A 25454-nucleotide genomic window follows, 5' to 3' on the forward strand; every position below is an offset into this window, starting at 1 on the left:
GTATTTTTGTTTTGAAAAATGTGTATAAATCATAATGTTAATGTTGAGTCTTTATTTAAGCTAGTTGATCAAGGGAATAAAAAAGAGAAAGAAAAAATTAAAGAGTTTATACAGTACTTTTATAATTTTGTTTATAATAGTGACCTAAAAGTCAACGATAAATTTCTTTTATACATTGCAGAAGATGCATACAACTTCATTCTTAAAAAAGAAAAAGAAGAAAGTAAATTGGCAGTAAGTAATGTAAATGATATTTCAGGAATAGAAGGCAATTTCACTATAATTAAAATCACAAATTATGACATGCCCTTTTTAGTGGATTCTGTCATTTCCACTATTAAGTCACACGGTTTAACTATATGCTATTATAGTAACAGCATAATTAATGTTCAAAGAAAAAATAGCCTAATAGATAAAATTCATCTTTTGGAAGAAAGTAATGGAATCAAAGAGTCAGTAATATATGTAATTATTAAAGGCATAAGTGGTAGCTTTGTTGATACACTAGAAGAATCTCTACGAAAGACGCTAAAAGCAGTTAACTGCGTTGTAAAGGACTGGCAATTGATGCTCAAGAAGCTTCTTGAGCTTCCGGCATTGGATGCTGGAGGCAGAGATTTTCTAGCTTGGTTGAAAAATAACAATTTTGTATTTTTAGGTTATCAAGAATACATTACTAATAAAGAAGGAAAGCTTGCTCTAAGTGGTAAGGAGAGCCTCGGGTTAATGAGAGCAAGTGAAGAGTACCAAAATTCATCAATTTCTTCTGAAAGCTTGAATTCTTTATACATACTAAGATCAGACCTAATCTCAATAGTTCATCGGCGTACCTATATGAATTGTATAGGAGTGAAAGAATTTAATGATCAGGGTGATGTAATAAGGGAACAGCATTTTTTTGGGCTATTTACTTCTATAGCAGAAGTGCAAGATATTCGAACTATTCCGTTAATAAAGGATAAGGTTACAACAATAGAAAAAAAGGCAGGATTTGTTCCTGGTGGCCATAACAATAAAGCTTTAATTTCCATTTTACAGGCATTTTCTTGTGACGAATTATTCCAATCAAATGAAGACGAGTTATTTGAAACTTGCACCTCGATCATGTCTCTTGCGATTAGACCAAGAGTCAAGTTATTTTTGAGAAAGCTAGGGAACTTTATTAGTTGCATAGTACTGATACCGATGCGTTATGCTAGCGCTAGGCTAATGTTCAAGATACGTGATATATTGAAGGATGAAACAAGTGCAGGAAGTTCAGATATTTATAACAATCACATTATCAATGAATATGATCTGATGAAATTACATGTAGTACTAAAGGCCAAAAATGCTAGCGTTCTTGATTATGAAGTTTTGCGTATCGAAAACAAATTAAGAAACATTACGGAAAAGTGGGAAGATCGTTTTATAGACAATTTATATAATACTTTTAGCACTGTTGAGGATGTATTCATCCGCTATTCCAATGCATTTCCGGTAAGCTATCAAGAGAATTTTGAACCTCATGATGCATATTACGACATGAAAAAATTGGAGATAGTAAGGAAGAAAGGAGTAAGTGAGGTTGATTTGAGACTTACTTGTGACAATCTTAACTATCAGTTAAAAGTTTATACTCCAAGCAATGGTGGTCTTGAATTATCAAAGATATTAAAAATTACTAAGAATTTGGGAGCAAAAATTCTATCTCATAATGGTTATTATATAGAAATCAATGGTGGAATATGGATACACCACTTTGTGTTGTCAAGAGTCGATGAGTTAATAAGTGACATTACTCTGAAAGAGCAATTTGAAATAACGCTTGCAAAAGTGTTCAACAAGGAAATTAAAAATGACTATTTCAACAGTTTGATCATTATTGCTGGGCTCAAATGGAAGGAAGTACTTCTTATTAGGGTGCTAAGTGCCTATCTAAAGCAGACGTTATTTAACTATAACCCAGAATATATCCAAAAAGTGGTCTCAGAGTACCCAAAAATAGTGAAATATCTGATACAGCTATTTCGTGCAAGATTCAATCCTAATATAGATATTGATAGAGCAGAAACTACTAACATTTTCCAGGAAAAAATTGAAGAACTACTAAAAGAGATCAGCAACGTTTCACATGATTACGTTTTGCGTTCGATATTTAACTTGATAATGGCAATTTTGAGAACCAGTTATTATCAAGATGATAAGCCATACTTATCTATCAAATTTGATTCAAGTAAAATAAATGGTTTACCTGATCCGCGCCCATACCGTGAATTGTATGTTTATTCAAACCTTTTTGAGGGAATACATCTAAGAGGAGGGAAGTTGGCTCGTGGTGGTTTGAGATGGTCGGATAGAACGGAAGATTTTCGCACTGAAGTTTTGGGACTCATGAAAGCCCAGATGACAAAAAATGCGGTCATTGTACCTGTTGGCGCAAAGGGTGGGTTTGTAATAAAGCAAGTTTATAAAGACAAAAACATTTTAAGGGAGAAAGGTGTTGAATGCTATAAGAATTTCATCAGAGGAATGCTTGATATTACTGATAATGTAGTTGATGGCAAAATAACTCCACCAGAAAATGTGATTAGGTATGACGAAGATGATCCATATTTGGTAGTTGCAGCAGATAAAGGCACTGCTTCATTTTCTGATTATGCAAACGAAATATCCTCTGAATATAACTTTTGGCTCGAAGATGCATTTGCATCTGGTGGATCAGCAGGTTATGACCACAAAAAGATGGGTATTACAGCAAGAGGTGCATGGATTGCAGCACAACGCCATTTTTGGAGAATGAATAAGGATATTTACCAGGATACAACTGTTATTGGAATTGGAGATATGGCTGGCGATCTATTTGGGAACGGCATGCTGCTTTCAAGAAATATGAGTTTAATTGGAGCATTTAATCATATGCATATTTTTGTTGATCCAAATCCTGATGCGGAAAAGAGTTTCGTGGAGCGTAAACGGCTCTTTGAATTACCGTTTTCCACTTGGATGGATTACAATAGAGATTTGATTTCTCATGGTGGCGGGATATTTGAACGTAGTAGCAAACAAGTAGAAATTTCTCAAGAAATGAAAAAGTGCTTTGATATAATGGAAGATACATTATCTCCAAATGATTTGATTCGATATTTGCTCAAGGCAAAAGTGGATTTCATATGGAATGGAGGAATTGGCACCTTTGTTAAGGCAAAAAGTGAAAGCCATGGCATGGTTGGCGATAAAGCAAATGATGAATTAAGAGTAAACGGTCATGATATTAGAGCTTCTATGTTTATAGAGGGTGGCAACCTTGGTTGCACGCAGCTTGGAAGGGTAGAATACGCTAAAATAGGTGGGTATATCAATGCAGATTTTATTGATAATTCAGCAGGAGTAATATGTTCTGATCTTGAAGTTAACATCAAGATTGCTTTTGTTGCAATTATGAAAGAAGGGGGAATTTCCTTGGAAAAAAGGAATGAAATACTGGCTAGCATGATAGATGAAGTTGCATCTAAGGTACTTGAAAATCATAACAGGATTGAAACAAAAGCATTGCTTCTTGAGTGCTTGCAAGCTAAAGAAAAGTTGGAGCAGCACCATAAATTATTACTCAGTTTAGAAAAATCTGGGCTGTTAAACCGAAGCGTAGAATTTCTTCCAACTGAAGAAGAGATAGCAAGGATGTTAACTGGTGCAGAAGGTTTCAGTTCTCCTCAGCTCTCTGTTCTAATGTCTTATGCTAGAACAGGAATAAAAAATGAAATTATACATTCCGATCTGTCTGAAAAAGATCTTATATCTCATAACTACTTGCTAGGTTATTTTCCTAAAAAGATGGTAATAAAATTTAAGGATTCCATATTGAAACACCAACTTCGCAGGGAAATTATTTCTACTTGCATTGCAAATGATGTAATAAATAAGATGGGCTGTATATTTATTAATAACTTGGTTGAGAGTACTGGAATTAGAGTACATGAAGCAGTTAACATATATATTGTTGTGAATCACCTATATAATTTAAATAGCCTTTGGCATGAAATTGATGAATTGGATGGCAAAATTGATGCCGATTTGTATTTACAAATAGTGAGAAATGTACAAAAATTTATTGGTAGAGTGTCATTTTGGTTAGTAAAAAATCTTGGTGAACTTAATCTTACAGAACTAGATGATGTTACAAAATTTAGGGGTACAATTGAAACTTTAGGCCATGATGTTTTAGATGATCGCCTGTTAAAGATCTATAATCATGGATTAACCTCTTTGGTAGAGCTTAACATAAATAAAGATCTAGCAAAAAAGGTTGCTGATTTACGTATTCTTATTTATGCGCTGGACGTTATATCTATTGCTGAACAGACATCTTTATCAATCTTTGAAGCTGGTAGAATATACTTTAAATTAAAGTCGCTGCTAAGGTTTGATATGATTAGAACAATTGCTGTCAAGATTAAAAGCCATTCTTCTTATTGGGATCGCAGCTTAATTAATGATTTATTAGATGATTTAAGCAATTATCATCATAAGCTAGCTGTTAAAGTTATAAAAGCTACTGATAATCATGTAGATAAGGTTCAAACTTGGGCTCTTAATGATAAGGATTATATAGAGCGTTACAATAGCTTTTTAGATGAGATGGTTGCTTCTAAACTTGATTTAAGTAAATTAATACTCATAATCAGGAGAGTTAAAGTACTTGCTTCATAGGAAAAATGTTTAATATAGGTCTTTCAGAAATTTTAGTTGTAGCTTTAGTGAGTATAATTGTTTTTGATAAAAGTAAAGTACCTGTATTTCTTAATCTTATTAAAAATATATATAGGTATTTCTGGGTTGTAAAATCAAGAGTTAGGAAATTGTTGAAGGATACCGGAATTAAAGAATTATATGAAGGGCATAACGTTGAAAAAGTCAATTACATAATTGGTGAAGATGGCAAGCTTTATCCTACTTACAATTTAGATAGTACAAAAAATGACAGCAAAAATCCTAGTAGTAGATGATATACCATCTAATGTTAAGCTTTTGGAGGCTCAGCTAAAAGCAGAGTACTATACAGTTATTGTAGCTTATGATGGCGAGGAGGCGATAGATTTAGTAGCGGAACAGCAGCCAGATATTATCTTACTTGATGTCATGATGCCAAAAATGAGTGGTTTTGAGGTTTGTAAGAAGCTAAAGAATGATCCCTTAACGACTTATATTCCAATAATTATGGTAACTGCGCTGCATGACACTCATGATAGAGTGGAAGGAATTAATGCTGGTGCGGATGACTTTCTAACTAAGCCGATAGATGAAACTGCTTTATCTGCAAGAATTAAGTCTCTTGTGCGCTTAAAGATGATAATAGATGAGTTGTGCTTGAGAGGAGAAACTAATGCTGAGATTGGTGGAGTAGCAGAAAGCAGTATTATGGATTATTCTAATCAGATTTTTGATGCTAACATACTTGTTGTAGATGAGGACACCTTTCAAGCAGAGCAGATACACAATGTTCTAAAGCAACGCTTCAGATCAATTAAAATACTGCACGATCCAAAAGAAGCATTAAAGGTTGGTATTAAGGATAATTACGACCTGATTATTTCTGACATGCAGTTTTCAAAAACTGACGGCCTACGGTTGTGTTCTAAGTTTCGTAGTAAAGTAGAAACACGTTATACACCAATTCTGATCCTTTCTGAAGATTATGATAAAAGCAATTTAGTAAAGGCACTTGATGTAGGTGCTAATGATTATTTAACAGTACCTTTAGATGAGAGTGAATTAATAGCTAGGGTTAATTTGCAAGTGAAACGCAAAAGGTATCAAGATGCCTTGAGAATGAATTTATTTAATAATGTAGAAATGTCTATAAAGGATCCATTAACTAACTGTTATAATAGAAGATATTTTGATGCACACTTAAGAAATATTGTTAAGGATTCTGTGGAAAAAGATAGAAGTTTATCTCTTATGATACTTGATATAGATTATTTTAAGATGGTGAATGATAACTTTGGGCATAATGCTGGAGATGAACTTTTAAAGGAAATACAGAAAAGAATTTCTGAAAATATCAGAGTGACAGATTTATTAGCTAGGTTTGGTGGTGAGGAATTTGTTGTTGTAATGCCAGATACCAATGTATCAGATGCGTATACTATTGCAGAGAGAATAAGGAAAATTATTGCCAAAGAACCTTTTATACTTGTGGGTAAAAATACAACCCATAATGTAACTGTGAGCATTGGAATTTCAGCAATGCAAAGATCTGACCTTGATGATGTTAAAAAATTTATAGTACGTGCTGACAAATATTTATATAAAGCAAAAAACAGTGGTAGAAATAGAGTGGTTACTGGTTGAAGTTCTTTCAAATAAGTAGTAACTAAGATTCAAATGATAGCATAAAATTTCTCAACTCCGGAAATTTCGCATTTAACTGCAGAAATAGATATTTATTTAAAAAATACCCTGTAATTTTTAACCCTAGTCTGAATTCTTGATATGAGTAGCTATTTTGTAGGTTGTTATTGTATACATCATGCAACATCTGTGGAAAAGGTAGTAATTTATCTGCATAACAGTCACCTACTTTTTTTGACACTGCTCTACCAGTTTTTGGAGAAATAAATTGTAGATTTTCTTTCACACCTGTTACAGCACATTTTGATAGGTCTAACTTAAATCCAAGTTGCGTAAGAAGCAGAAGCTCTAAGTTAAGGTAATGACTTTGCCAAAACTGGCTATTATGTTTTATTACATCGATGAAGTGTCTAAAATTATCATACAACTTGATGCAGGATTCACTTTCTGGAAGCACTTTTTCTAATATAGACGAGAAAGAAACAATAGCAATGCTTTTTAACCTATCTTGAAAGAAATGATGAAATGGAGATTCAATCAATTCGCACTTTAAAAAACCTAGATTTTCAGGTAGCTTAGCACTCCATTCTGCATGTAATAGATTACTTATTTGAAACTTATAATTGCTATTGTTTGTTAACCTAGTTAATCCTCTGCACTTTCCATGATTTTTTGTAAATAGAGAAAGAATTAAATTTTTATCACCGTATTTTTTAACAGCTATAATAACACCTTCATCTTTCCATCTCATTTAGAGTATATTGACCATATGATATTATAGAGATAATAAAATTAGTGTAGCAAATTTGAGTTTAAGTCAACTGAAATATATTGACTTTATGTGCAATATTAGCTTTAAACCAGTAAAACAAGCTGCTTAACATATGCGCCCTCTCTATTTTAATTATATTCTTCTTTTGTTTCTATGTTGTTTTTTGCTTTTTTCAATGAAAGCCCAAACGGATGATTCGTCAGTTATTCCTATACCACAAAGAAAAAAAGAATTAGTTGAGTTAGTACAACCGAGGCAAATTATTGAAATACAGGAAATTGATGAGGATATTCCAATTCCCAAAAGAAAAAAGGGTGTAGAAAGAAAACTAAGAGAAGACATTAAAGAGGTGAAAAATGAAATAAGAGATAAGAAAAATATTGAGAACAAAGATGATGAATTGGCTGTAACAGAAATTATTAATTCTATAAGGGATAAACTGACAGAGTGTTGGAGCATTCCTGAGGGCATAGTTTATAAAGAAAGTTTTAGTATAAAAATTAACTTATTATTATCCAGTAAAGGTGAGATCGTTGTAGCCAACGTAGCAGATAGTAGTTCTTATCAAAATAATCCTCTTTTTAGATCAGCAGCAGATAATGCAATGCGTGCAGTATATAAATGTAGCCCGTTAATTGGCTTACCTGCTGAGCAGCATCACATTTGGCGCGAAGTCACGTTAGATTTTATTGTACCAAATTTGGGAGAAAAACCCTGGACTTAAAGTCCATCCTTTTAAGAATATAATTTTAAGGTGAAAAATCTCAAAGAATGTGGAATATTATAGAAAAAGCAGTCACTCTGTATATGTATCACATAGTGTGGATAACAAAATATCGATATCCAGTATTAGTTGGAGATATTGAACAGAAAGCTAAAGAAATTGTACAAGAAGTATGTGCAAATAATCAAGTAGAGAGGTAGAATTGCGTCAACATGTATACGTTTCTGTACCCCCATACTTAAGTATTAGTAAGTTAGTGCAGTTATATGTACTAGACACAACTTAATCTGACAGGTGAGAATTAACTTACAGAAGAATTGAAAACTAATATCAGTCTTTTGTTTAATGTTACTAATATTTTTCTGAAAAGCAATTTGTTTGCTATCAAGAAAAGTTTGCATAGGCATAGCAATATTTGCCTGAATGAGGCCTTGTCTCATTGTAAGAACGCAGCCAATGATCAACTCTGTAATAGTTTAGATTTGATCTGACAAGCAAACAAAGTAAGATAAAAATATAAACAAGTTTTAAAGGAGTGTCAGATATGAATACAACACAAGAAAAAATACTAAAACCAAAGTTGGGATTGCTAGAACTTGCAAAGCAATTAGGAAATGTATCACAGGCGTGTAAAGTAATGGGATATTCAAGGGATACATTTTACCGCTTCAAAGAACTGTATGAAACAGGAGGAGAAGAGGCTTTACACGAGATAAGCAAAAGCAAGCCATTGTATGCAAATAGAGTGTCGGAGGATATAGAAAAAGCAGTAGTTGAAATAGCAATAGAGTTTCCAGCATACGGACAAGAAAGAGCAGCAAACGAACTGAAAAAGAGAGGAATTCTCATCTCTGCAAGTGGAATAAGATCAGTGTGGCAAAGAAACGATCTTGAAAATTTTAAAAAGAGGTTAAAGGCATTAGAAGCAAAAGTAGCTCAGGATGGTATCATTTTAACAGAAGAACAGATAACAGCTCTAGAAAAGGCTAAGGAAGAATAAAGAGGCCCATGGAGAAATTGAAACAGAGCATCCAGGATACTTAGGTAGCCAAGACAGTTATTATGTTGGTAATATCAAAGGTATTGGACGAATTTACCAGCAAACCTTTGTTGATACCTATTCCAGAGTTGCTTTTGCTAAGCTTTACACAGAAAGGACTGCTATCACAGCTGCAGATCTTCTTAATGATAGGGTAGTACCGTTCTTTGATGAACAGAAAGTATCATTGCTACGTGTTTTGACGGATCGTGGTACAGAGTATTGTGGCAGACCTGAAAATCACGTTTACCAGCTATATTTAGGGGTAGAAAATATTGATCATTCTCGAACCAAAGCTCGTTCTCCACAGACTAATGGCATATGTGAAAGGTTCCATAGAACTATGCAAGATGAATGTTACAATATTATCTTTAGAAAGAAAATTTACACCTCTTTGGCAGAACTTCAGTTAGACGTAGACCATTGGGTGCATTCTTACAATAGATCTAGACCACATTCAGGTAAATATTGCTATGCCTATGCAAACCTTTTTTGATAGTATGCATATTGCTTATCAGAAAAATATTAGTAACATTAAACAAAAGACTGATATTAGTTTTCAATTCTTCTGTCAGATCAAGTCTAAACTATTACATGTTGCTACAGCGCGTCTAGTTATTTCCACATATACACAGTTTAATCTTGGGTAGCATTCTTCAGATCTATAATCCATTACTACTGTTTTTGCAATTTTATCGTAGAAAAGCTGTTTACGTTGATCAAATATTATAGGTATAAGCATTAGGACCAATACTGGTGAAATTAAAAACCACTCATAAGTATCGAGAAATACAAACAAAAACGTCTTGAAAGTGCTTCTTATTACTACTTGCATAAAAGCAATGTTTTTCAGTGTGTTTGCATCCTTTATGTATATACCAAATAGCAATTTTCCTGGAGTCCAACCAAGTCTTATTATCATTAATACTTCTAATGCTATATATACTAAACTTGCTAGTAATGTACCTAAGTCTTCTAATATTTCATATCGTTTTGATATGAGTTCTGTATCAATGTCAGTATCAGGAAAGACATAATTAAAAAAGTTAGTAAGAGATTCTTCTGGTAATATAAATGAAATTAATAAAAAAAAGAATGAACAGCAGACTAAAAATATTGTTTGGTCAACTAAATACGCTGCAATACGTTTAGTAACTTTTGCATAGTTCATTCTAACACCCATTTGTGTGTACCCAACACCATTATCTAATGTTATTATGTTAGTGCTTAAATAATAGTAAAATTGCTGCTGATTGAGAGCATGAGAGATATTTACGTTTATATAGAAAACATGGGTTCCTTTAGCATCATAAAAATCTTGAATGTTTACTTTTTTAAAAAACATAAAAACATCGTATATTTGTGAGAACAAGCCGCGTAAAAATAAGGTTATAAAAATAGAAGATTTAAATTATTTCTATAAGCTTGAGCAAATTAGTTCGTATGTAGATATGGATGAAATGGGCTAATATGGCTAGTTTTAGTGTATAGCAAAGTCAGAATGGCTTTGTTGCATAGCACTGATAGGCATGTAAATCACAGTGAATTTACGCAGCTAATTTAAATTTAGCCATACCTATATCAGTAAATTTGTTCAATAAGTAGCACTTAATTAACAGCTCTTTTTCACGATTTACCTCTGATTTATTTTTCAAGCTAAACCCAAATATTTGCTTCAACCTATAGAAAAAGACTTCAATATAAGACCGTGCTCCATACTTAACTTTTTTCTTCCATTCATTAATACCATCTTCATAATTCTCATATGACCTAATTCTACTAATATACTTGTTTCTTTCTGATAAGTAGTCAGCTAAACAAATTTTAGTATCCTTCCTAGGGCGAATAATAGGCACAATATTGTATTTTCTGCATTCTTTATACACACTTTTTATATCATAAGCCGCATCTGCTCGAATAGAACAAATGTTATATTTATCACTGACTTCTTCTAACATATCGCAGACCGGCAAATAGTCTACAGCAACACCACTAGTGTAGTTCATGCTTATTGCTTTCTTATCATTTATGTTTAAAACAACATGTAATTTTCTTACTTGACCATAACCACTGTATTTTCTTTTTCAAATATTAAGCTTACTATGCCCACCGTTATTATTGTAGATACTAACTCTAGTGCTATCTACGGCAATTTCAACATTTTCCAGATCATCTTTATTGCTTCTATGGTCATCAATCTTCAAATTAAGCTTTTTAAATCTTCTGGAAGCTTGTGTATAGCTGATAATCTTAAGTTTTTTGCCTATTTTTGTACCATATAACCTTTTACAGAACCTACAGCTTGTCTCAAGCCAATTCTAAAAAGATGAACTATTATGTGTATTAAAATTACAACTTTATCACTATAAGTGTTATTGCCACCTGCAACTTTTGGACTATTTTCATACCAATTTTCTATGGCTTGATTAACAAAATGAAAAACATTTCCTCTTTTTTTGAGAAACTCGTTATATTCTCTTTGGTTACTTACTCTCATTTTTTGTGGCATAAGTTGTACTTGTTTGAAAAATGCCTATTTTACAACAAAATGCGTTAGTAGCCATATATTAAAAAGCTTTTCTTCTTACAATAACCTCAACCAACACTAGCTATGCAACAAAGCCATCCAGAAGCAGATCCAGAACATCACATCAGAAAATCACTAAACACAATCCAAAGGACAATAAAAACCACCTTAGCTAAAAAGTTAGGACTAAACATCGATACGTAATGATTTGATTCAAACAGTTGGTTGGCCTGGATCATCGCGTAAAGATTATGGTTACCGTATTAACCCTTTCACTGTGCTGATAAAAGTAGTTCGTTAACTGTGTTGAAGAGAAGTAAAAGATGTTATAATGGAAAAAGTAAAATTTGTGACAAGGCTTGTGATCAAGTTTTAAAGAAGCGTTCTTTGGTTGGTATTTTACCCTAAAGTCACATCTAGCTTTAAAATACAGTTTTTGTCTCATCTAAAAAAATACAAATTCTCAATTATGTAACTTACCAAAAGCCTAAATTTCTTTTGCTTTCTTCAATCTTTTCTACTCTGTTCGTTTGCCGACTTTTGTGTTTTAAGCACATCTACACTCAATGACCCTATACTAATATATACCGGATTTCTTACTACTTTTTCCGGGATTTTTTGAAAAAAAAGTTAAAATAATTTTAAGATAGCTAAGGAATTAAAGAGCTTTGAAAATCAGCTATATCTTTTACAGTAGCTTCTTCGCTATTTGAGTTGTTTCCATTTTGGAAATAACTGTTTATTTGGGTTTAAAAGAGATTATATGAGCTTTTGGCAAAACATATCCTCCCCTATCTAAATCATCAATAACGCTATAATAGCCCTTTAAAATATTTTAAAGAATTAAGTTGCAGCAGAGAGATTGTTTTGGCTCCATCCCCTTTTTGTAAAGCTAAAGATACTAATGTTAGCAAACTCTATGAACTTAAGAATAACTGCAGAAACTACCATTTTTTAAGTCAGAAAAACCATTACTTACAATTCAATAATTTTCCAAAATCAATTATGTGTGAAAAGTAACCACTATCTATAACATCATCACTTACATCATTAACGTGGATAAGGACTGGACGACATGAAAAGCCTTTTGGACGATTTAGTGCATCTATTTTCTTTTGTACCTCTTGTATTATTGAATGACCAATTTTATCTTTTGAAAATTTGATTTCGCAAATGTAGAGAGTGTTAAACTTCGTTTGAATCATATAATCAATTTGACAACCTGCACTATTACGGGTTCTTTTCTGAAAAAATGGATTCTCGCTTATTATTCCATCAATTCCTAAGATATTATGTATACTCTTTCTATTGTTCAGCACCAAATTTTCAAATTGAAGCCCAATAATTGTATACCACTCTGGTAAGAACCCTATAGAATAGGTGTCACGACTAATTTTTCCTAGATCTTTTTCGATATATTTTAGATAAAACCTTAAATAATTATCTTGAAGTCTGTACCTCCTGAGTCGTGAATCAGTACCAGTTTTTATACTCCAAGTATGATCCTTTGCAATAAAACCAGCAAGCTCAAGTTCATATAGATACTCAGAAATGCGTCCATGTCTTACGATATTTAAAGTAGCACAAATTTCTTCTTGTTCTTTAGCTCCAGTAGAAAGAGCTCTGACTATTTGCTTATAAAAAGCAGTTTTTCGCATGAATAAATCTGAGAATATTTGATTAAATTCTTCAACTAAAAACCCACCTTTTGTAAAACAAAGCCTTTTAATATTTTCTTCAGCGCTATGTTTAAAATTTACCTCCTCTAAATACTTTGGAATTCCGCCAGTTACTGCAAGCACCTTAAACTTTTCATATGCTGAAATATTTTTTGGCCAAAATTCGTTGCAATCAGAAAGTGATAATTCTCCGAGTGTTAAAGTTAACGATATTCTCCCTACGAAACCAGTGCTGCTAAGTATATTTTTCTCGATCCAGGATGAAGCTGATCCACAAACAACAAAAATTAGCTTGTTATTATTTTTTAGCTGCGTATCCCAAAAATTTTTTATTTTGCCTAAAAAGGTTGGATCTTTTGAGCCCATCCAAGAAATTTCATCAAACAGCAATAATGTTTTTCCTGATAGTAGACGTTCACCAACTGCCCATAGTAAATCGCTCCAGTCATCATACCTAGCAAAAGATGTATTAAATTGTCTAGCAACTTGTCTAGAAAATTCATTAAGTTGGTAGGACGTTGTAGTATGCCTTTCTGGTGGCAAACCTATAAAGGAGTAATATTGTTCAAAATACTTACCAAACTCTTGAATTAAACGACTTTTTCCTATACGACGTCTTCCTTTGACTACTACAAAAGATGCAGTATTTTTGTCTGTAAGCTCCAGTAGTTGTTTTAACTCAGTTTTCCTACCAATAAATAATGGAGACATAAAACACAAAATATAAATCTTTGTCTCCATTATACGAGATAAAATTAGAGACGTAAATAAATAAATTTAGATCTTTGTCTCCATCTTGAACTATTGAGAGGGTTTTGTAGCTTCTGTTTCTTCTTCTATGGCAGTAGCTAGAGACTTTTTTCCTTGAGCTTCATCTACAATTTGCTGATTTCATCACTGAGAGTTTTGCAATTAATTGCTCAGAGGTTTTAAACAAAAGCTGTTCTACTGACATACTTTGCTATACCGAAATTATGAAAACTGTTTACTTTTTTGAAAAAATATTTTACAATGAATAAAAAACTTGATAAACTAAAGTGAGGTTTTTTTATAACAAGTAAAAGATAATTTAGAAATACCTCATAATCGAGTTTTAAGCTATCTTACATGATTAACCTAGGTCTTGGTAGTATAATTATACCCTGAAGTTGTAGAATGGCTTTAAAACGCAATTACGGGCCATTTGTTTTTTCTGAGCGTTTTCTTTCGTTTCTTTTATCAGATAACTTTGAAAGAGAGCTTTCCATAGCTTATTATTGTAAGTAAAAGAGAAACGAACAGAGTAGTATGTTTTAAAGTCATACTACTATATTATTATATAATAATAGGAGTTATTCTGAAAACTGAGAGTTGAACAAAACCCTCTATATTCCTGAACTTTTTCCCTATTGCTCAGCCTGCAGCTATAAAATTCAACAATCCCTCTAAGTTGTTGAAAATCTCGCATTTCTTTCACCCTTACTAAATTCAGTCTGCATAGACTAAGCAAATTCTGAAGACAAACTGAGCAAATCCGAAGACTGAAATAACTCATATTTTCTATTTTAATTTTATTAATTGCAGATGCTATGATGAACCCAAGTATTCGGATTTTCAACTGGTAAAATGCTACCATTCTCCAGTGATTTATAGTCGGTTGGTAAGACCTTTTCATAAATTGTCACTTCTTTATTCAGTTGATGATCAAATACCTTACTTTTCTTTTCCATGCCTGCAACACAAAGCACCCCATATCTAGTTCTTGCTCCATTTTTACCTTCTCTATTAAATTTTATATAGCCCTTTGTAGCTAAAGTATCAATACGTTCACGGATCAAATATTGACTACCAAGACCTGCTTTATTCTCAAATGCCTGACAGAACGAATTTATTGTATATAGACGTCCCTTCCGTGCTTCATCATAAATTAATTGTAGAATAGTATCATACCTACGCGAACGTTCTGCATCTAACCTTTGACCATAATCTTTATTCACAAGTCTTTGCGATTCATAATCAACTACGTACCAGTTATTGTTAATTTTATCAACGTATTTTGATGCAATAGCATGACCATTGCGTAACTCAAATATTAGCTGACGACAGCTTTGTTGTTCATTTGGTCTAAACATTATCATTCCTGTAGTATAAAAACTTCGCAATGAACCAGCTCCACTAAAGCTTTGAAAGGGATCTTCTTCTAATGATTTCTTTTGAATCTTTTTTGTATGATGTACTAAAATAACCCCTTCACCTTGATTAGCCAGCTTTCTCAATTTACCAACCCTTTCTTGTAGAAAGAATAACATAGCATTGTTGTCATTTTCACTACTATTCTCACCGGCATCAAAAATATTGCGTAGTGGATCTATTGCTATTATATCAACTGCATTCGAGCCAAATGAACTTTCTATTTTATCTAAAATAATCTCTATACTATCATCATTTAGAAGTAACTCCACTTGTGGTGTAATAACTAAGTTATATCCAGCAATTTCAAGAAGTTCTTCATTTAGTTTAATCTGCTGAAGACGTTCACGCATATAGTGATAGCCAATTTCAGTTTGTAAGTAAAAGATTTTCAAAGGTCTTGTGGGTATCATGTTCAAAAATGGAACTCCTCCTGCCATATGTAATAACCAAGAAATAAGAAAATCACTTTTTCCAACCTTAGGTGCACCTGCAAACACCAATAGTCCTCCTGGAGTTAAAATTCTTGGAGCTATTATGTCTTTCGGCATTGGTGATTTATCGTTTAAATACTTTATTACTGGAATTGCTGAAAGTGAAATGCAACGTCCTGCTTTTTGAACTTTCGAGAATTCCTCGGTAGTTGATAGTTTTTTCACATATGGAACTTGAGGAATTGAAGATAAGAATTTTTCAACATTTATACCTTCTTTCACGCAATCAGCAGCGTCCCAACCCTTTGGTTTATCTTTAGGTATTTCCAAAATGCAAAGTTCTTCAACTCCAAGACAAGTAAGTTTCATAGCAGATTTTTCAGCGTATTTCTTACCTGGTGCATCATTATCTGGCCATATAATAATGTGTTTACCTTTAAGTGGAGTCCAATCTGTCTTCTCAATAGGTGCTGCTCCTGACATTGCTGTTGTTGCAGTTATTCCTTTCTCTATCAGCGCTTCTGCACATTTTTCTCCTTCTACAAGAATAACTTTATCGGACTTCAAAATACCTGGAATATTATAGAGTGGCCTTATCTTCGGTGCACCACAGTCGGACTTTTTTATATCAAAAGGAAGATATCGCTTTCCATTATCATCATCGTAACGATAGATTCTAACGATAGCTTGGCCGTTTTCATCGTAATAATCCCAATATGTAGTTGGACTACTTGAAGTTTTGAAATGACCAAGCCACTGAGCTATAGAAGTCATTACTTCAGGAAACTCTATTCTCGTACTTTTTCTATGTACTCCTGCCCAAAGATCAATGATATCACCACCTTCTCCTGTTGCAAAATCATGCCATAGGCCAGCTTCACTGCCACTTAATTCTACTACTAGACTCTTTCCTTTATCACTTTGTACATTGCCTACATAAAACTTATCACCACGAAAAGTTCCTCTTGGTAATAGATATGAAAGGCATGATCTGATATTTAACAAAAGCTGAGCTTTTAGCTGTTCTTTTTCTAATAACGGTTTGTAATGTCCATGTGGTGCTGCTGTATTAAAATCACAATAGATGTCCATAAAATTCCCCAATATATTTAAAATTTAACTTATGAAATTCAACTAAGCTGTTTTCCAGTGTCCGTTAACTTCACTGATGAATTTTGTTGGTATGGGTCTTCCATTTTTGAGTTCATACATTACTTGCAGAACATTTCTATGCTGACTAGGTTTAAATATTACTACTCCAGATGTATATAAACTTCTTAAAACATTAGCACCACTCAATGCTTGAAATGGATTCTTTTTTAACGTGGTTGTTGACACTTTTTTGGTGTAATGTGTAACTATTACTCCAGCCGTAGGATTAGTGATAGAGCGTAGTTCATCAATACCATTTTGTAGAAAAGAGATCATACTCCTATAATCAAAAAGAGAGTCTATCACTATAAGATCAACTGTTTTTACATCGAGATTTTCCGACATAATTTCTTTTATTTTTTCCACATTCAAAGTTAACTGTACTTTTTTAGTGATAACTAAGTTTTCTGTTCCTGCATCAAGGGTTTTCTTGCTGATTCTTAGCTTCTGTAAGCGCTCTCTTATGTAATCATATTCCATTTCATTCTGTAGATAGAATATCTTAAGTGGCTTTGCAGGCTTCATACCAAGAAATGATACTCCTACCCCTACAACAACATTGCAAGCATTGATTTTTCTCCATATGAAAAGAGTCTGGAAGCTCTTTTACTCTAAACACGATGTTTACATCCTCAAAATTAATCTCAATTCGCTTAACTAACGTTCTAATAATATCACGTTTAGTTAGCCAGTCTGCATTATTAAGACTTGAGTTAATACTAGAGGAAAACCCCTCTAAATTTGTTACTACTAGAGTTAACTCTTGTGTGAGTTTTTTCTGATCAAATATCTTTTTCTTTTGTTCTTCAACCATTTTTAAGTTTTGTTTCATTGCTTTAATTCTTGGCTCAAATTCTTCTTGATCAATATATTCTTGAGCATAACTATCAATTAACCTTGCAATACCTCGTTTTAATTTATCTTCTTGTGTTTCAAGCAAAGCACTTTTTTGATCTAGTGGTGATTTTTTAAGTTCTGAAAGTCTACGTTTATACTCCTCTAATATTCTATTTGGATTTTTTAATAGATGTTTTACCTCTTCCCACACAGCCATGTCTAATGTATCTGTACGAATTAATTTGTTGTTACACATTTTATTACCGCCAAAACGGTATGAATCCGTGCCAACACAACGATAATATACCTGATTATTAGTTTTTTCCCCCTCCTTATTCCTTGCAGTGCTAGTACCATAATATGCATAATTGCAAAGCTTACATACTACTAAACCTTGCAATAAATGTCTTGCTCCTCTTTGTCTTGTTCTTGCTATTTTTCTATTCTCAGCTAATTGTTCTTGAACGATTTCAAATAAATCTTCGCTTACTATACTAGGTACTTTAATATAAATCCAATCCTCTTTTGGAACAGGATAAGTAGAATAATTATCTTTTGGATGCTCGCAGGAGTTTTTTTTCGGTCTTATATGTTTTAGTTTGACACCAAACCTTGTTTTACCAAAAGCTGCTTGTCCTTTATAAGCAGAGTTTTTTAACATACTCAAAACTACAGCCCTATCCCAATACTCTTTTCCAGTTCTCGTCATAATGGACATAGCACTTAGCCTACGACATACTTCTCCTATACTGGCTCTTTCTCTTCCTACCCAAGAAAATACTTTACGAACAACTTCAGCTTCTTCTTCATAAATCTCAAATAAGGCCTGTCCTGTTTCTGTATTTTTGTTTATATAACGATAGCCATAAGGAGCAGCACTCATTACACTTATACAACCCTTATTTGCTGCATAAATCTTTCCTCGACGACTTCGTTCCATGATTTTTGCACGTTCGTATTCTGCTATCATACCTTGCATTTGTAATAGTAATTGAGATTCTGGATTATCGCTAATTTGATGATTTAAAAAAATGACTTCCACTCCTAATTTCTTAAACTCTTCAAGTAATATCATCTGATATGCATACTTACGAGATAAACGATCAGGAGAATGAATATAAACCTTATCAATGTTACCTTCTGCTATTTTATCACGTAATTTTTCCAAACCAGGACGGATTATGTTAGAACCACTATAACCATTATCAATAAATTTATATTCATTTAATAATTTATGTCCATCCATACTAATTTGATTCTCTATAGCAGCAATTTGGCTTGCTATTGTATCTTCTTGTGCTTGCTTCCCTGAAGAAACTCTTGCATATAAACTAACTGTTACCATTTTACCGTCCTCAAATCTACTTTCTTATATTCAGAGTTTTCTTCCTTTTTGCTCGCTTTTATTGGTTTACTTAACACTAATTTTTCATACGCATCTAATAGATACAACTCTGCTAATCGATTTACTTCATAACTACAACTAATACGAACTATTAATTTCTTGTTGCCCATGAGCTCTACCATATATTATCCATCGAGACATATGGTTATTCGATCATTAGCTCTATAAATAAATTCAACTCTCCGTTCTTTTTGTAGAAGCTTTCGGGAAATAGTCTTCTCAAGTTTCAGGTTTATTGCAATATTGTTGGCGGAGTCCTTGCGCTTATTATAGCAATAATGATAAGTGAGATGAGCAAAAGATACATAGAAAAGGAATTTCAGAAAAAGATGTTTATGGAACTGGAAGAGTGTAGTTCTACTGTTAATGATGTTGAGATAGAGTCAATTATGAGTAGATGCAGACAATGATATACGCTAGAGCTTTTTCTGAAGGTTTAAGACCAGATCCAGAGCTTAAAGTATCAGAGTGGGCAAATGAGTATCGAGTTCTAGCACCAACTGCAGCATCAGAGCCAGGGAAATGGAGAACAGAAAGAACTCCTTATTTAAAAGAAATAATGGATTCACTTTCTCCTTCTTCACCTGCAGAAAAAGTAGTATTCATGAAAGGAGCGCAGATTGGGGGAACAGAAGCTGGTAACAATTGGATAGGCTATATCATCGATCAAACACCAGGGCCAATGATAGTAGTACAGCCAACAGTTGAAATGGGAAAACGTTGGTCAAAAGGAAGATTTGCGCCACTGATTGAAAGTACACCATGTTTAAAAAGTAAAGTAAAAGACCCAAGATCAAGAGATTCAGGGAATACTGTACAAAGTAAGGAATTTCCAGGTGGAATAGTAGTAATAACCGGAGCAAATAGCAGTGTAGGCCTCCGATCTATGCCAGTAAAATATCTCTTTCTTGATGAAATAGATGCCTATCCAGGAGATTCGGGAGGTGAAGGAGATCCAGTTTTACTCAGCATAGCCCGTACTAATACATTTGCACGGCGAAAGATTTTTTTAGTATCAACGCCAACGATTCATGGAATAAGCAGAATTGAGAAGGAATTTGAAGCTACAGACAAGAGATATTTTTTTGTACCATGTCCGCATTGTAATTATTACCAAATTTTAAAGTGGTCACAAATAAAATGGGAAGATAAAAATCCAAATACAGCACACTATATGTGTATAGAATGTGGTGAAAAGATAGAAAATCATCAAAAGACAGAGATGCTAGACCGTGGAGAATGGAGAGCTACAGGGGCAAAAGAAGGGAAGAAAAAAGGATTTCATCTTTCAAGTCTTTATAGTCCAGTAGGCTGGTATAGTTGGCAACAAGCAGTAGAGGACTTTCTCCATGCAAAGGAAAGCGAACAATTACTGAAGGTTTGGATAAATACTACGCTTGGAGAAACCTGGGTAGATAAAGGAGAAGTACCAGATTGGAAGCAATTATTTAACAGGAGAGAATTTTTTCCCGTAGGCACAGTACCAAAAGGTGAAGTGGTTCTCACAGCAGGAGTAGATGTCCAAAAAGATCGGTTAGAAGTAGAAGTTGTAGCATGGGGAAAAAGCCGTGAAAGTTGGTCAATAGACTACCGAGTATTTGAAGGAGATACAGGAGGAGGAGAAGTATGGGGAAAGCTTTCGGAGCTCCTCAATCATCATTTTATTGGTGAAAATGGTCTTGAATATATGATAAGTATGATGGCGGTTGATGCAGGGTATGCAACGCAGGAAGTGTATAATTGGGTAAGGAGTCATCAAGGCTCTGGAAGAGTAATGGCAGTAAAAGGTGTAAATAAAGCACTAGTGCCACTTAGCAGCCCAAGTAGAGTAGATATAACAGTTGGTGGTCAAAAGCTAAAGAGAGGAATAAAGCTATGGCCAGTAGGAGTATCGATATTAAAGTCAGAGCTTTTTCAATTACTTAATGTTTTAAAAGAAGGTGAAGAAGCTCCAGCAGGATATTGTCATTTTCCCGAATATGCACCTGAATATTTTAAGCAGCTAACGGCAGAGCAATTAGTCAGCAAAGTGGTAAAAGGATACACCAAACAAGAGTGGCAAAAGGTAAGAGAAAGAAATAAAGTGCTAGATTGCCGAATTTATGCGAGAGCTGCATCTATTGCGCTTGGAATCGATCGTTGGCCAGAGAGTAAATGGAATAGTTTGAGTGGAAAAATGGAAAGCAAAAAGCCTAAAAAAGTAAGGCAAAGCCAATGGTTGAATGAGAAGTGAAATGTATAACGAAGAATATTTAATTCAAGTCGAAGAAGCGATAAAGAAACTACAAAATGGAGAGAGAGTAGTATCAATTGCATATGGTGACCATATTGTACGGTACGGGGAAGTTCAAATAAAGGATTTATTGGAGCTCAGGCAACGAATAAAAGCGGGGTTAAAAGTTGCGGGCATGAAGCCAAAGAGGAAAATTGTTTTTTCAACGAGTAAGGGGATCATATAATGATGAAAATCGTTGAAAGGAACCGTATGACAAAAATTATAGCAAAAGAATATACAGAATTTTTAGAGCAGCTGAAAGAACAGATTGCTATTAGTCGTTATAAAGCAGCAAGAACAGTAAATAAAGAGCTACTACTACTTTATCATTATATTGGAACACAGATTCTAGAAAAACAAAAGAGCCAAGGTTGGGGATCCAAAGTAATTGAGCAGTTAAGTAGAGACTTAAAGGCTGAGTTTCCAGAAATGAAAGGTTTTAGCACAAGAAATCTAAAATATATGAGGCAGTTTGCAGGGGAATATCAAGATATTGAATTTGTGCAACAACTTGTTGCCCAATTGCCATGGGGACATAATGTATTTCTGATGGACTTAGTTCGGGACAAAGAAGCGAGGCTATTCTACATAAAAGAAGCTATAGAACATGGCTGGTCAAGAAACATCATGGTAATGCAGATTGAACTTGGGTTACATAAACGTCAAGGAAAGGCTATCACTAATTTTAAAGAGAAGTTACCTTCACCTCAATCAGATCTAGCGCATTACACGTTAAAAGATCCATATATTTTTGATTTTTTAAGTATAGGAAAGGATGCTCATGAAAGAGAAGTAGAAAAAGGTCTTGTAGGACATATGGAGAAGTTTTTGTTAGAACTTGGTGAAGGCTTTGCATTTGTAGGTAGACAATTTCATTTAGATGTTGGTGATGAAGACTTCTTTGTCGATCTATTATTCTACCATCTAAAATTACGTTGTTTTATAGTAATTGAATTGAAAGATAATAAGTTTAAACCAGAATACGCCGGTAAAATGAATTTCTACCTTTCAGCAGTAGATGACTTGCTAAAACACGAGACAGATCAACCATCTGTAGGGTTGATTTTATGTAAATCTAAAAATGATGTACTAGCAAAATACACTCTAAAAGATATGACAAAACCAATAGGACTAGCAGAATATCGAATAACTGAAAGTCTACCAGAGAATATAAAGACAGCTTTACCAACGATAGAGGAATTAGAAGCTGAGTTATCTAAAGTTTCAGATAAAGAGAAGTAATGCTACTCAAATCATTCAAACAACTATTTAGTAAGCCAAAAATCAAAAGCTCAGCGTGGGATGCAGCAGGCTCAGGAAGAAGATTTTTTCACTTTCAACCAGAGTTAGGAAGTATAAACAATTTGCTGTCTCAAAGCCTTGAAACTTTACGTAGTAGATCACGTGATATGGTGAGAAAAAATCCTTACGCTGCAAATATAATTGATACGATAGTAAGTAACTCTATTGGAACAGGAATAAAACCACAATCAAAAGCAAGAGATGGAGAATTTCGAAAGAAGGTGCAAGAATTATGGCTAAAATGGACAGATGAAGCAGACAGTAACGGAGTAAGTGATTTTTATGGATTACAAGCTCTAGTGTGCAGAAGTATGATAGAGGGAGGAGAATGTTTTGTACGTTTAAGAACGAGAAAGCTGGAAGATAGATTTTCTGTACCATTACAACTACAAGTACTTGAGTCTGAACATTTAGATAATAAAACAAATCAAACTTTAGGAAATGGTAATGTAATAAGAAACGGGATTGAGTTTAACAGGCTTGGGCAAAGAGAAGCATACTACCTATTTAAAGAACACCCTGGTGAAAGTATGTTTGGAGAATCAGTGAGAGTGCCAGCAAATGATGTTTTACATATTTATAGACCATTAAGACCTGGGCAAATCAGAGGGGAGCCTTGGCTTTCTAATATACTGCTGAAGCTTTATGAGCTTGATCAATATGATGATGCAGAGCTGGTGAGAAAGAAAACTGCAGCAATGTTTGCTGGATTTATTACGAGACTCGATCCAGAAGCAAATATCATGGGAGAAAGTGAAAGTAATGAGCAAGGAGTGGCACTATCAGGTTTAGAGCCAGGAACAATGCAGCTTTTAGACCCAGGAGAAGACATAAAATTTTCAGAACCGTCAGATGTTGGAGGAAGTTATGAAGCGTTTATAAGACAGCAACTCAGGGCAATAGCGATTGGTACAGGGATAACATATGAGCAACTAACAGGAGATTTAACCGGTGTTAATTATTCATCAATTAGAGCAGGATTAATAGAGTTTCGTAGGAGATGTACAATGTTACAGCATAACATAATGGTATTTCAGTTTTGCCGTCCTGTATGGGATAGGTGGTTAGAGTTAGCACTACTTTCTGGAGAGCTAGACATAGGTGAAGAATGGACAAAGGGAAAAGAAGGAGCAAAAAAAGAAGTAAAATGGATACCACAGGGATTTGATTGGGTCGATCCGCTAAAAGATCAGCAAGCACAGCAAATGGCAGTAAGAAATGGATTCAAGAGTCGAGCGGAAGTAGTATCAGAAATGGGTTATGATGTAGAAGAAATTGACCAAGAAATAGCAGAAGATCAAAGACGTGCAAGTGAACTGGGCTTAAGTTTTGATTCTGACGTTACGGCCAATCAAGAGGTGATATGAAACAACAATGGCTAAACAGATGTGTAATGGTAGAACCAAGGAGTTTTGAGTTACTGTCACTACAAACAGGAAAGCAGCCTATCTTTAAAAATATAAAACATGCAGTAAGAAATAGTGAAAGAGGAATAATACCGATACATGGCATTTTAACTAAAAAACCTGGTGCATTTGATGAAATGCTCGGAATGACATCATATGAGCAAATAGAAGAACAAATTACACAAGCATTAGCAGATAGTAGCATAGAGACAATTATACTGGAAATAGATAGCCCCGGAGGAGAGGTAAACGGTATATTTGACCTAGCTGACTTTATTTATGAATCAAGAGGAAAAAAGAGGATAATAGCGATAGCAAATGATGATGCATATTCTGCTGCGTACGCTATAGCTTCTAGCGCTGAAAAGGTATTTGTGAGTAGAACTTCAGGAGTAGGAAGCATAGGAGTAATAGCAAGTCATATAGATCAAAGTGGGTTTGATGAAAAACAGGGAATAAAATATACGACAGTATTTGCAGGAAGTAGAAAAAATGATTTAAATCCACATGAGCCAATAACTTCTGAGAGTTTAGAAAACCTAAAAAGCGAAGTGAATCGTTTATATGGAATGCTGGTTGAGCTAATAGCACGCAATAGAAACCTTTCTGTAGAAGCAATCAAATCAACAGAAGCAGGGCTATATTTTGGCGAGAAAGCAGTAGAGATAGGTCTTGCAGATGGAATTACAATTCTTTCATCTATTAATCAAAACAGGAGTATTATTATGAATGAACAAACTACAAATGACCTAAAAACTAATAATTTAACTAAGTATCGTACTGAAGTTGTTGAATTAATACGTTTGTGTAACTTATCACGAATGCCAGAGAAAATAGGAGAATTTATTGAGCAGGGTGTAAGTGTTGAGCAAGCAAGGGAGGTTTTAATGGAATTACTTGCAGAAAGAACAAAGAAGACAGAGATAATAAGTACAATACCACAGAATTCAGGAGAAGAGTTGATGATGCAGGTAGCGAAAAGTCGTAGGCATTTAAAATATATAACAAAAGGAGAAAAGCAAAATGAGTAGTATAACAGAACAAAATAATCTAGGTGACTTATTAAAGTATGAGGCATCAAGTCTATATTCAAGAGACCAAATAACGGTAGCAAAGGGTCAAAATCTGAAGCTAGGGACAGTTGTTGGTCGTGATAAAGACAACATGATTAGGATAATAAATCCAACTGCCACAGATGGCACACAAACAGCAATAGGTGCAATAGTAAGTGATGTAAATGCGACAGAAAATGCCAAAGCAGTAATTATTACTCGTAGTGCAATGCTAGCTGATTATGCAGTTGTATGGCCAGCAAATATCACTGAAGAGCAGAAAACTGCAGCAATAAAGCAACTTGAAGGACGAGGGATCATTATCCGCAAGGGAGTTTAACTAAAATT

The 25454-nt window shown here is 33.9% G+C and carries 17 protein-coding genes and 5 pseudogenes; 13 read left to right on the plus strand and 9 right to left on the minus strand.

The genetic code is table 11. The features are described 5' to 3' along the window. Positions 1–18: 18 nt before the first annotated feature. The 3 genes from OM967_RS02795 to OM967_RS02805 are packed head-to-tail and all read left to right on the plus strand — an operon-like array spanning position 19 to position 6333. Positions 19–4689: an NAD-glutamate dehydrogenase gene (locus tag OM967_RS02795; protein WP_264337582.1), complete on the plus strand. Its 4671-nt coding sequence runs from the start codon at positions 19–21 to the stop codon at positions 4687–4689. Between the two features lie 5 nt (positions 4690–4694). Then, positions 4695–4985 carry a Sec-independent protein translocase subunit TatB gene (gene tatB / locus OM967_RS02800; RefSeq protein WP_211908077.1) on the plus strand — a complete coding sequence of 97 codons (291 nt, stop codon included), beginning with the start codon at positions 4695–4697 and terminating at the stop codon, positions 4983–4985. Continuing rightward, a complete protein-coding gene (locus OM967_RS02805; protein WP_007302914.1) occupies positions 4957–6333 on the plus strand; it encodes a PleD family two-component system response regulator in 1377 nt (458 codons plus the stop codon). The genes tatB and OM967_RS02805 overlap by 29 nt, the downstream gene beginning before the upstream one ends. Positions 6334–6355: 22 nt before the next feature. Here OM967_RS02805 and recO read toward each other — a convergent pair whose 3' ends face one another. Then, positions 6356–7084, minus strand: coding sequence for a DNA repair protein RecO (gene recO, locus OM967_RS02810; protein ID WP_007302913.1), 729 nt, complete (start codon positions 7082–7084; stop codon positions 6356–6358). A gap of 196 nt (positions 7085–7280) precedes the next feature. On the opposite strand from recO, the gene OM967_RS02815 reads away from it, so the two are divergent. Beyond that, a complete protein-coding gene (locus OM967_RS02815; RefSeq protein ID WP_264337583.1) occupies positions 7281–7829 on the plus strand; it encodes a hypothetical protein in 549 nt (182 codons plus the stop codon). Between the two features lie 49 nt (positions 7830–7878). Continuing rightward, positions 7879–8094 (plus strand): annotated as a pseudogene (locus OM967_RS02820) (transposase); the annotation flags it as partial. On the opposite strand, the pseudogene OM967_RS02825 reads toward OM967_RS02820, so the two are convergent. Next, positions 8075–8294 (minus strand): annotated as a pseudogene (locus OM967_RS02825) (hypothetical protein); the annotation flags it as partial. The pseudogenes OM967_RS02820 and OM967_RS02825 overlap by 20 nt on opposite strands. 79 nt (positions 8295–8373) lie before the next feature. On the opposite strand from OM967_RS02825, the pseudogene OM967_RS02830 reads away from it, so the two are divergent. Then, positions 8374–9518 (plus strand): annotated as a pseudogene (locus OM967_RS02830) (IS481 family transposase). Here OM967_RS02830 and OM967_RS02835 read toward each other — a convergent pair. From OM967_RS02835 to OM967_RS02870, 7 genes and pseudogenes are all read right to left on the minus strand, one after another. Beyond that, entirely contained in the window at positions 9440–10213 is a 774-nt protein-coding gene (locus OM967_RS02835; RefSeq protein WP_264337584.1) for an RDD family protein, read from the minus strand. The pseudogene OM967_RS02830 and the gene OM967_RS02835 overlap by 79 nt on opposite strands. 202 nt (positions 10214–10415) lie before the next feature. Next, positions 10416–11377 (minus strand): annotated as a pseudogene (locus OM967_RS08225) (IS5 family transposase). Positions 11378–12366: 989 nt separating this feature from the next. After that, positions 12367–13785, minus strand: a complete 1419-nt coding sequence (locus OM967_RS02850) for an AAA family ATPase (RefSeq protein ID WP_211908129.1) — start codon at positions 13783–13785, stop codon at positions 12367–12369. 842 nt (positions 13786–14627) lie between these two features. Continuing rightward, the gene (locus OM967_RS02855) at positions 14628–16769 is read right to left on the minus strand and encodes an AAA family ATPase (RefSeq protein ID WP_264337586.1); all 2142 of its coding nucleotides are present in this window, start codon (positions 16767–16769) and stop codon (positions 14628–14630) included. 42 nt (positions 16770–16811) lie between these two features. Then, positions 16812–17354 (minus strand): helicase RepA family protein, encoded by a 543-nt coding sequence (locus OM967_RS02860; protein ID WP_264337587.1) that lies wholly within the window; start codon positions 17352–17354, stop codon positions 16812–16814. Next, entirely contained in the window at positions 17332–19011 is a 1680-nt protein-coding gene (locus OM967_RS02865) for a recombinase family protein (protein ID WP_264337588.1), read from the minus strand. Before OM967_RS02865 ends, OM967_RS02860 begins: the two co-directional genes overlap by 23 nt. Beyond that, on the minus strand, positions 19005–19193 hold the full coding sequence (locus OM967_RS02870) for a hypothetical protein (RefSeq protein ID WP_038249248.1): 189 nt from the start codon (positions 19191–19193) through the stop codon (positions 19005–19007). The genes OM967_RS02865 and OM967_RS02870 overlap by 7 nt, the downstream gene beginning before the upstream one ends. A 123-nt stretch (positions 19194–19316) precedes the next feature. On the opposite strand from OM967_RS02870, the pseudogene OM967_RS08120 reads away from it, so the two are divergent. The 7 genes and pseudogenes from OM967_RS08120 to OM967_RS02900 form a co-directional block, all read left to right on the plus strand. Continuing rightward, positions 19317–19481: pseudogene (locus tag OM967_RS08120) on the plus strand (ankyrin repeat domain-containing protein); the annotation flags it as partial. Then, on the plus strand, positions 19478–21304 hold the full coding sequence (locus OM967_RS02875; RefSeq protein ID WP_264337589.1) for a phage terminase large subunit family protein: 1827 nt from the start codon (positions 19478–19480) through the stop codon (positions 21302–21304). The pseudogene OM967_RS08120 and the gene OM967_RS02875, both read left to right, overlap by 4 nt. 1 nt (position 21305) lies before the next feature. Beyond that, the gene (locus OM967_RS02880; protein ID WP_211908700.1) at positions 21306–21530 is read left to right on the plus strand and encodes a hypothetical protein; all 225 of its coding nucleotides are present in this window, start codon (positions 21306–21308) and stop codon (positions 21528–21530) included. 26 nt (positions 21531–21556) lie between these two features. Next, positions 21557–22588, plus strand: coding sequence for a PDDEXK nuclease domain-containing protein (locus tag OM967_RS02885; protein WP_012482036.1), 1032 nt, complete (start codon positions 21557–21559; stop codon positions 22586–22588). Continuing rightward, on the plus strand, positions 22588–24015 hold the full coding sequence (locus OM967_RS02890; protein ID WP_262986412.1) for a phage portal protein: 1428 nt from the start codon (positions 22588–22590) through the stop codon (positions 24013–24015). The genes OM967_RS02885 and OM967_RS02890 overlap by 1 nt, the downstream gene beginning before the upstream one ends. Continuing rightward, positions 24012–25085, plus strand: coding sequence for a S49 family peptidase (locus tag OM967_RS02895; protein ID WP_264337590.1), 1074 nt, complete (start codon positions 24012–24014; stop codon positions 25083–25085). Before OM967_RS02890 ends, OM967_RS02895 begins: the two co-directional genes overlap by 4 nt. Further along, on the plus strand, positions 25078–25446 hold the full coding sequence (locus OM967_RS02900) for a head decoration protein (protein WP_264337591.1): 369 nt from the start codon (positions 25078–25080) through the stop codon (positions 25444–25446). The genes OM967_RS02895 and OM967_RS02900 overlap by 8 nt, the downstream gene beginning before the upstream one ends. Positions 25447–25454 lie beyond the last annotated feature (8 nt).

The sequence above is a fragment of the Wolbachia endosymbiont (group B) of Dolichovespula media genome (assembly GCF_947179505.1).
GTDB lineage: Bacteria > Pseudomonadota > Alphaproteobacteria > Rickettsiales > Anaplasmataceae > Wolbachia.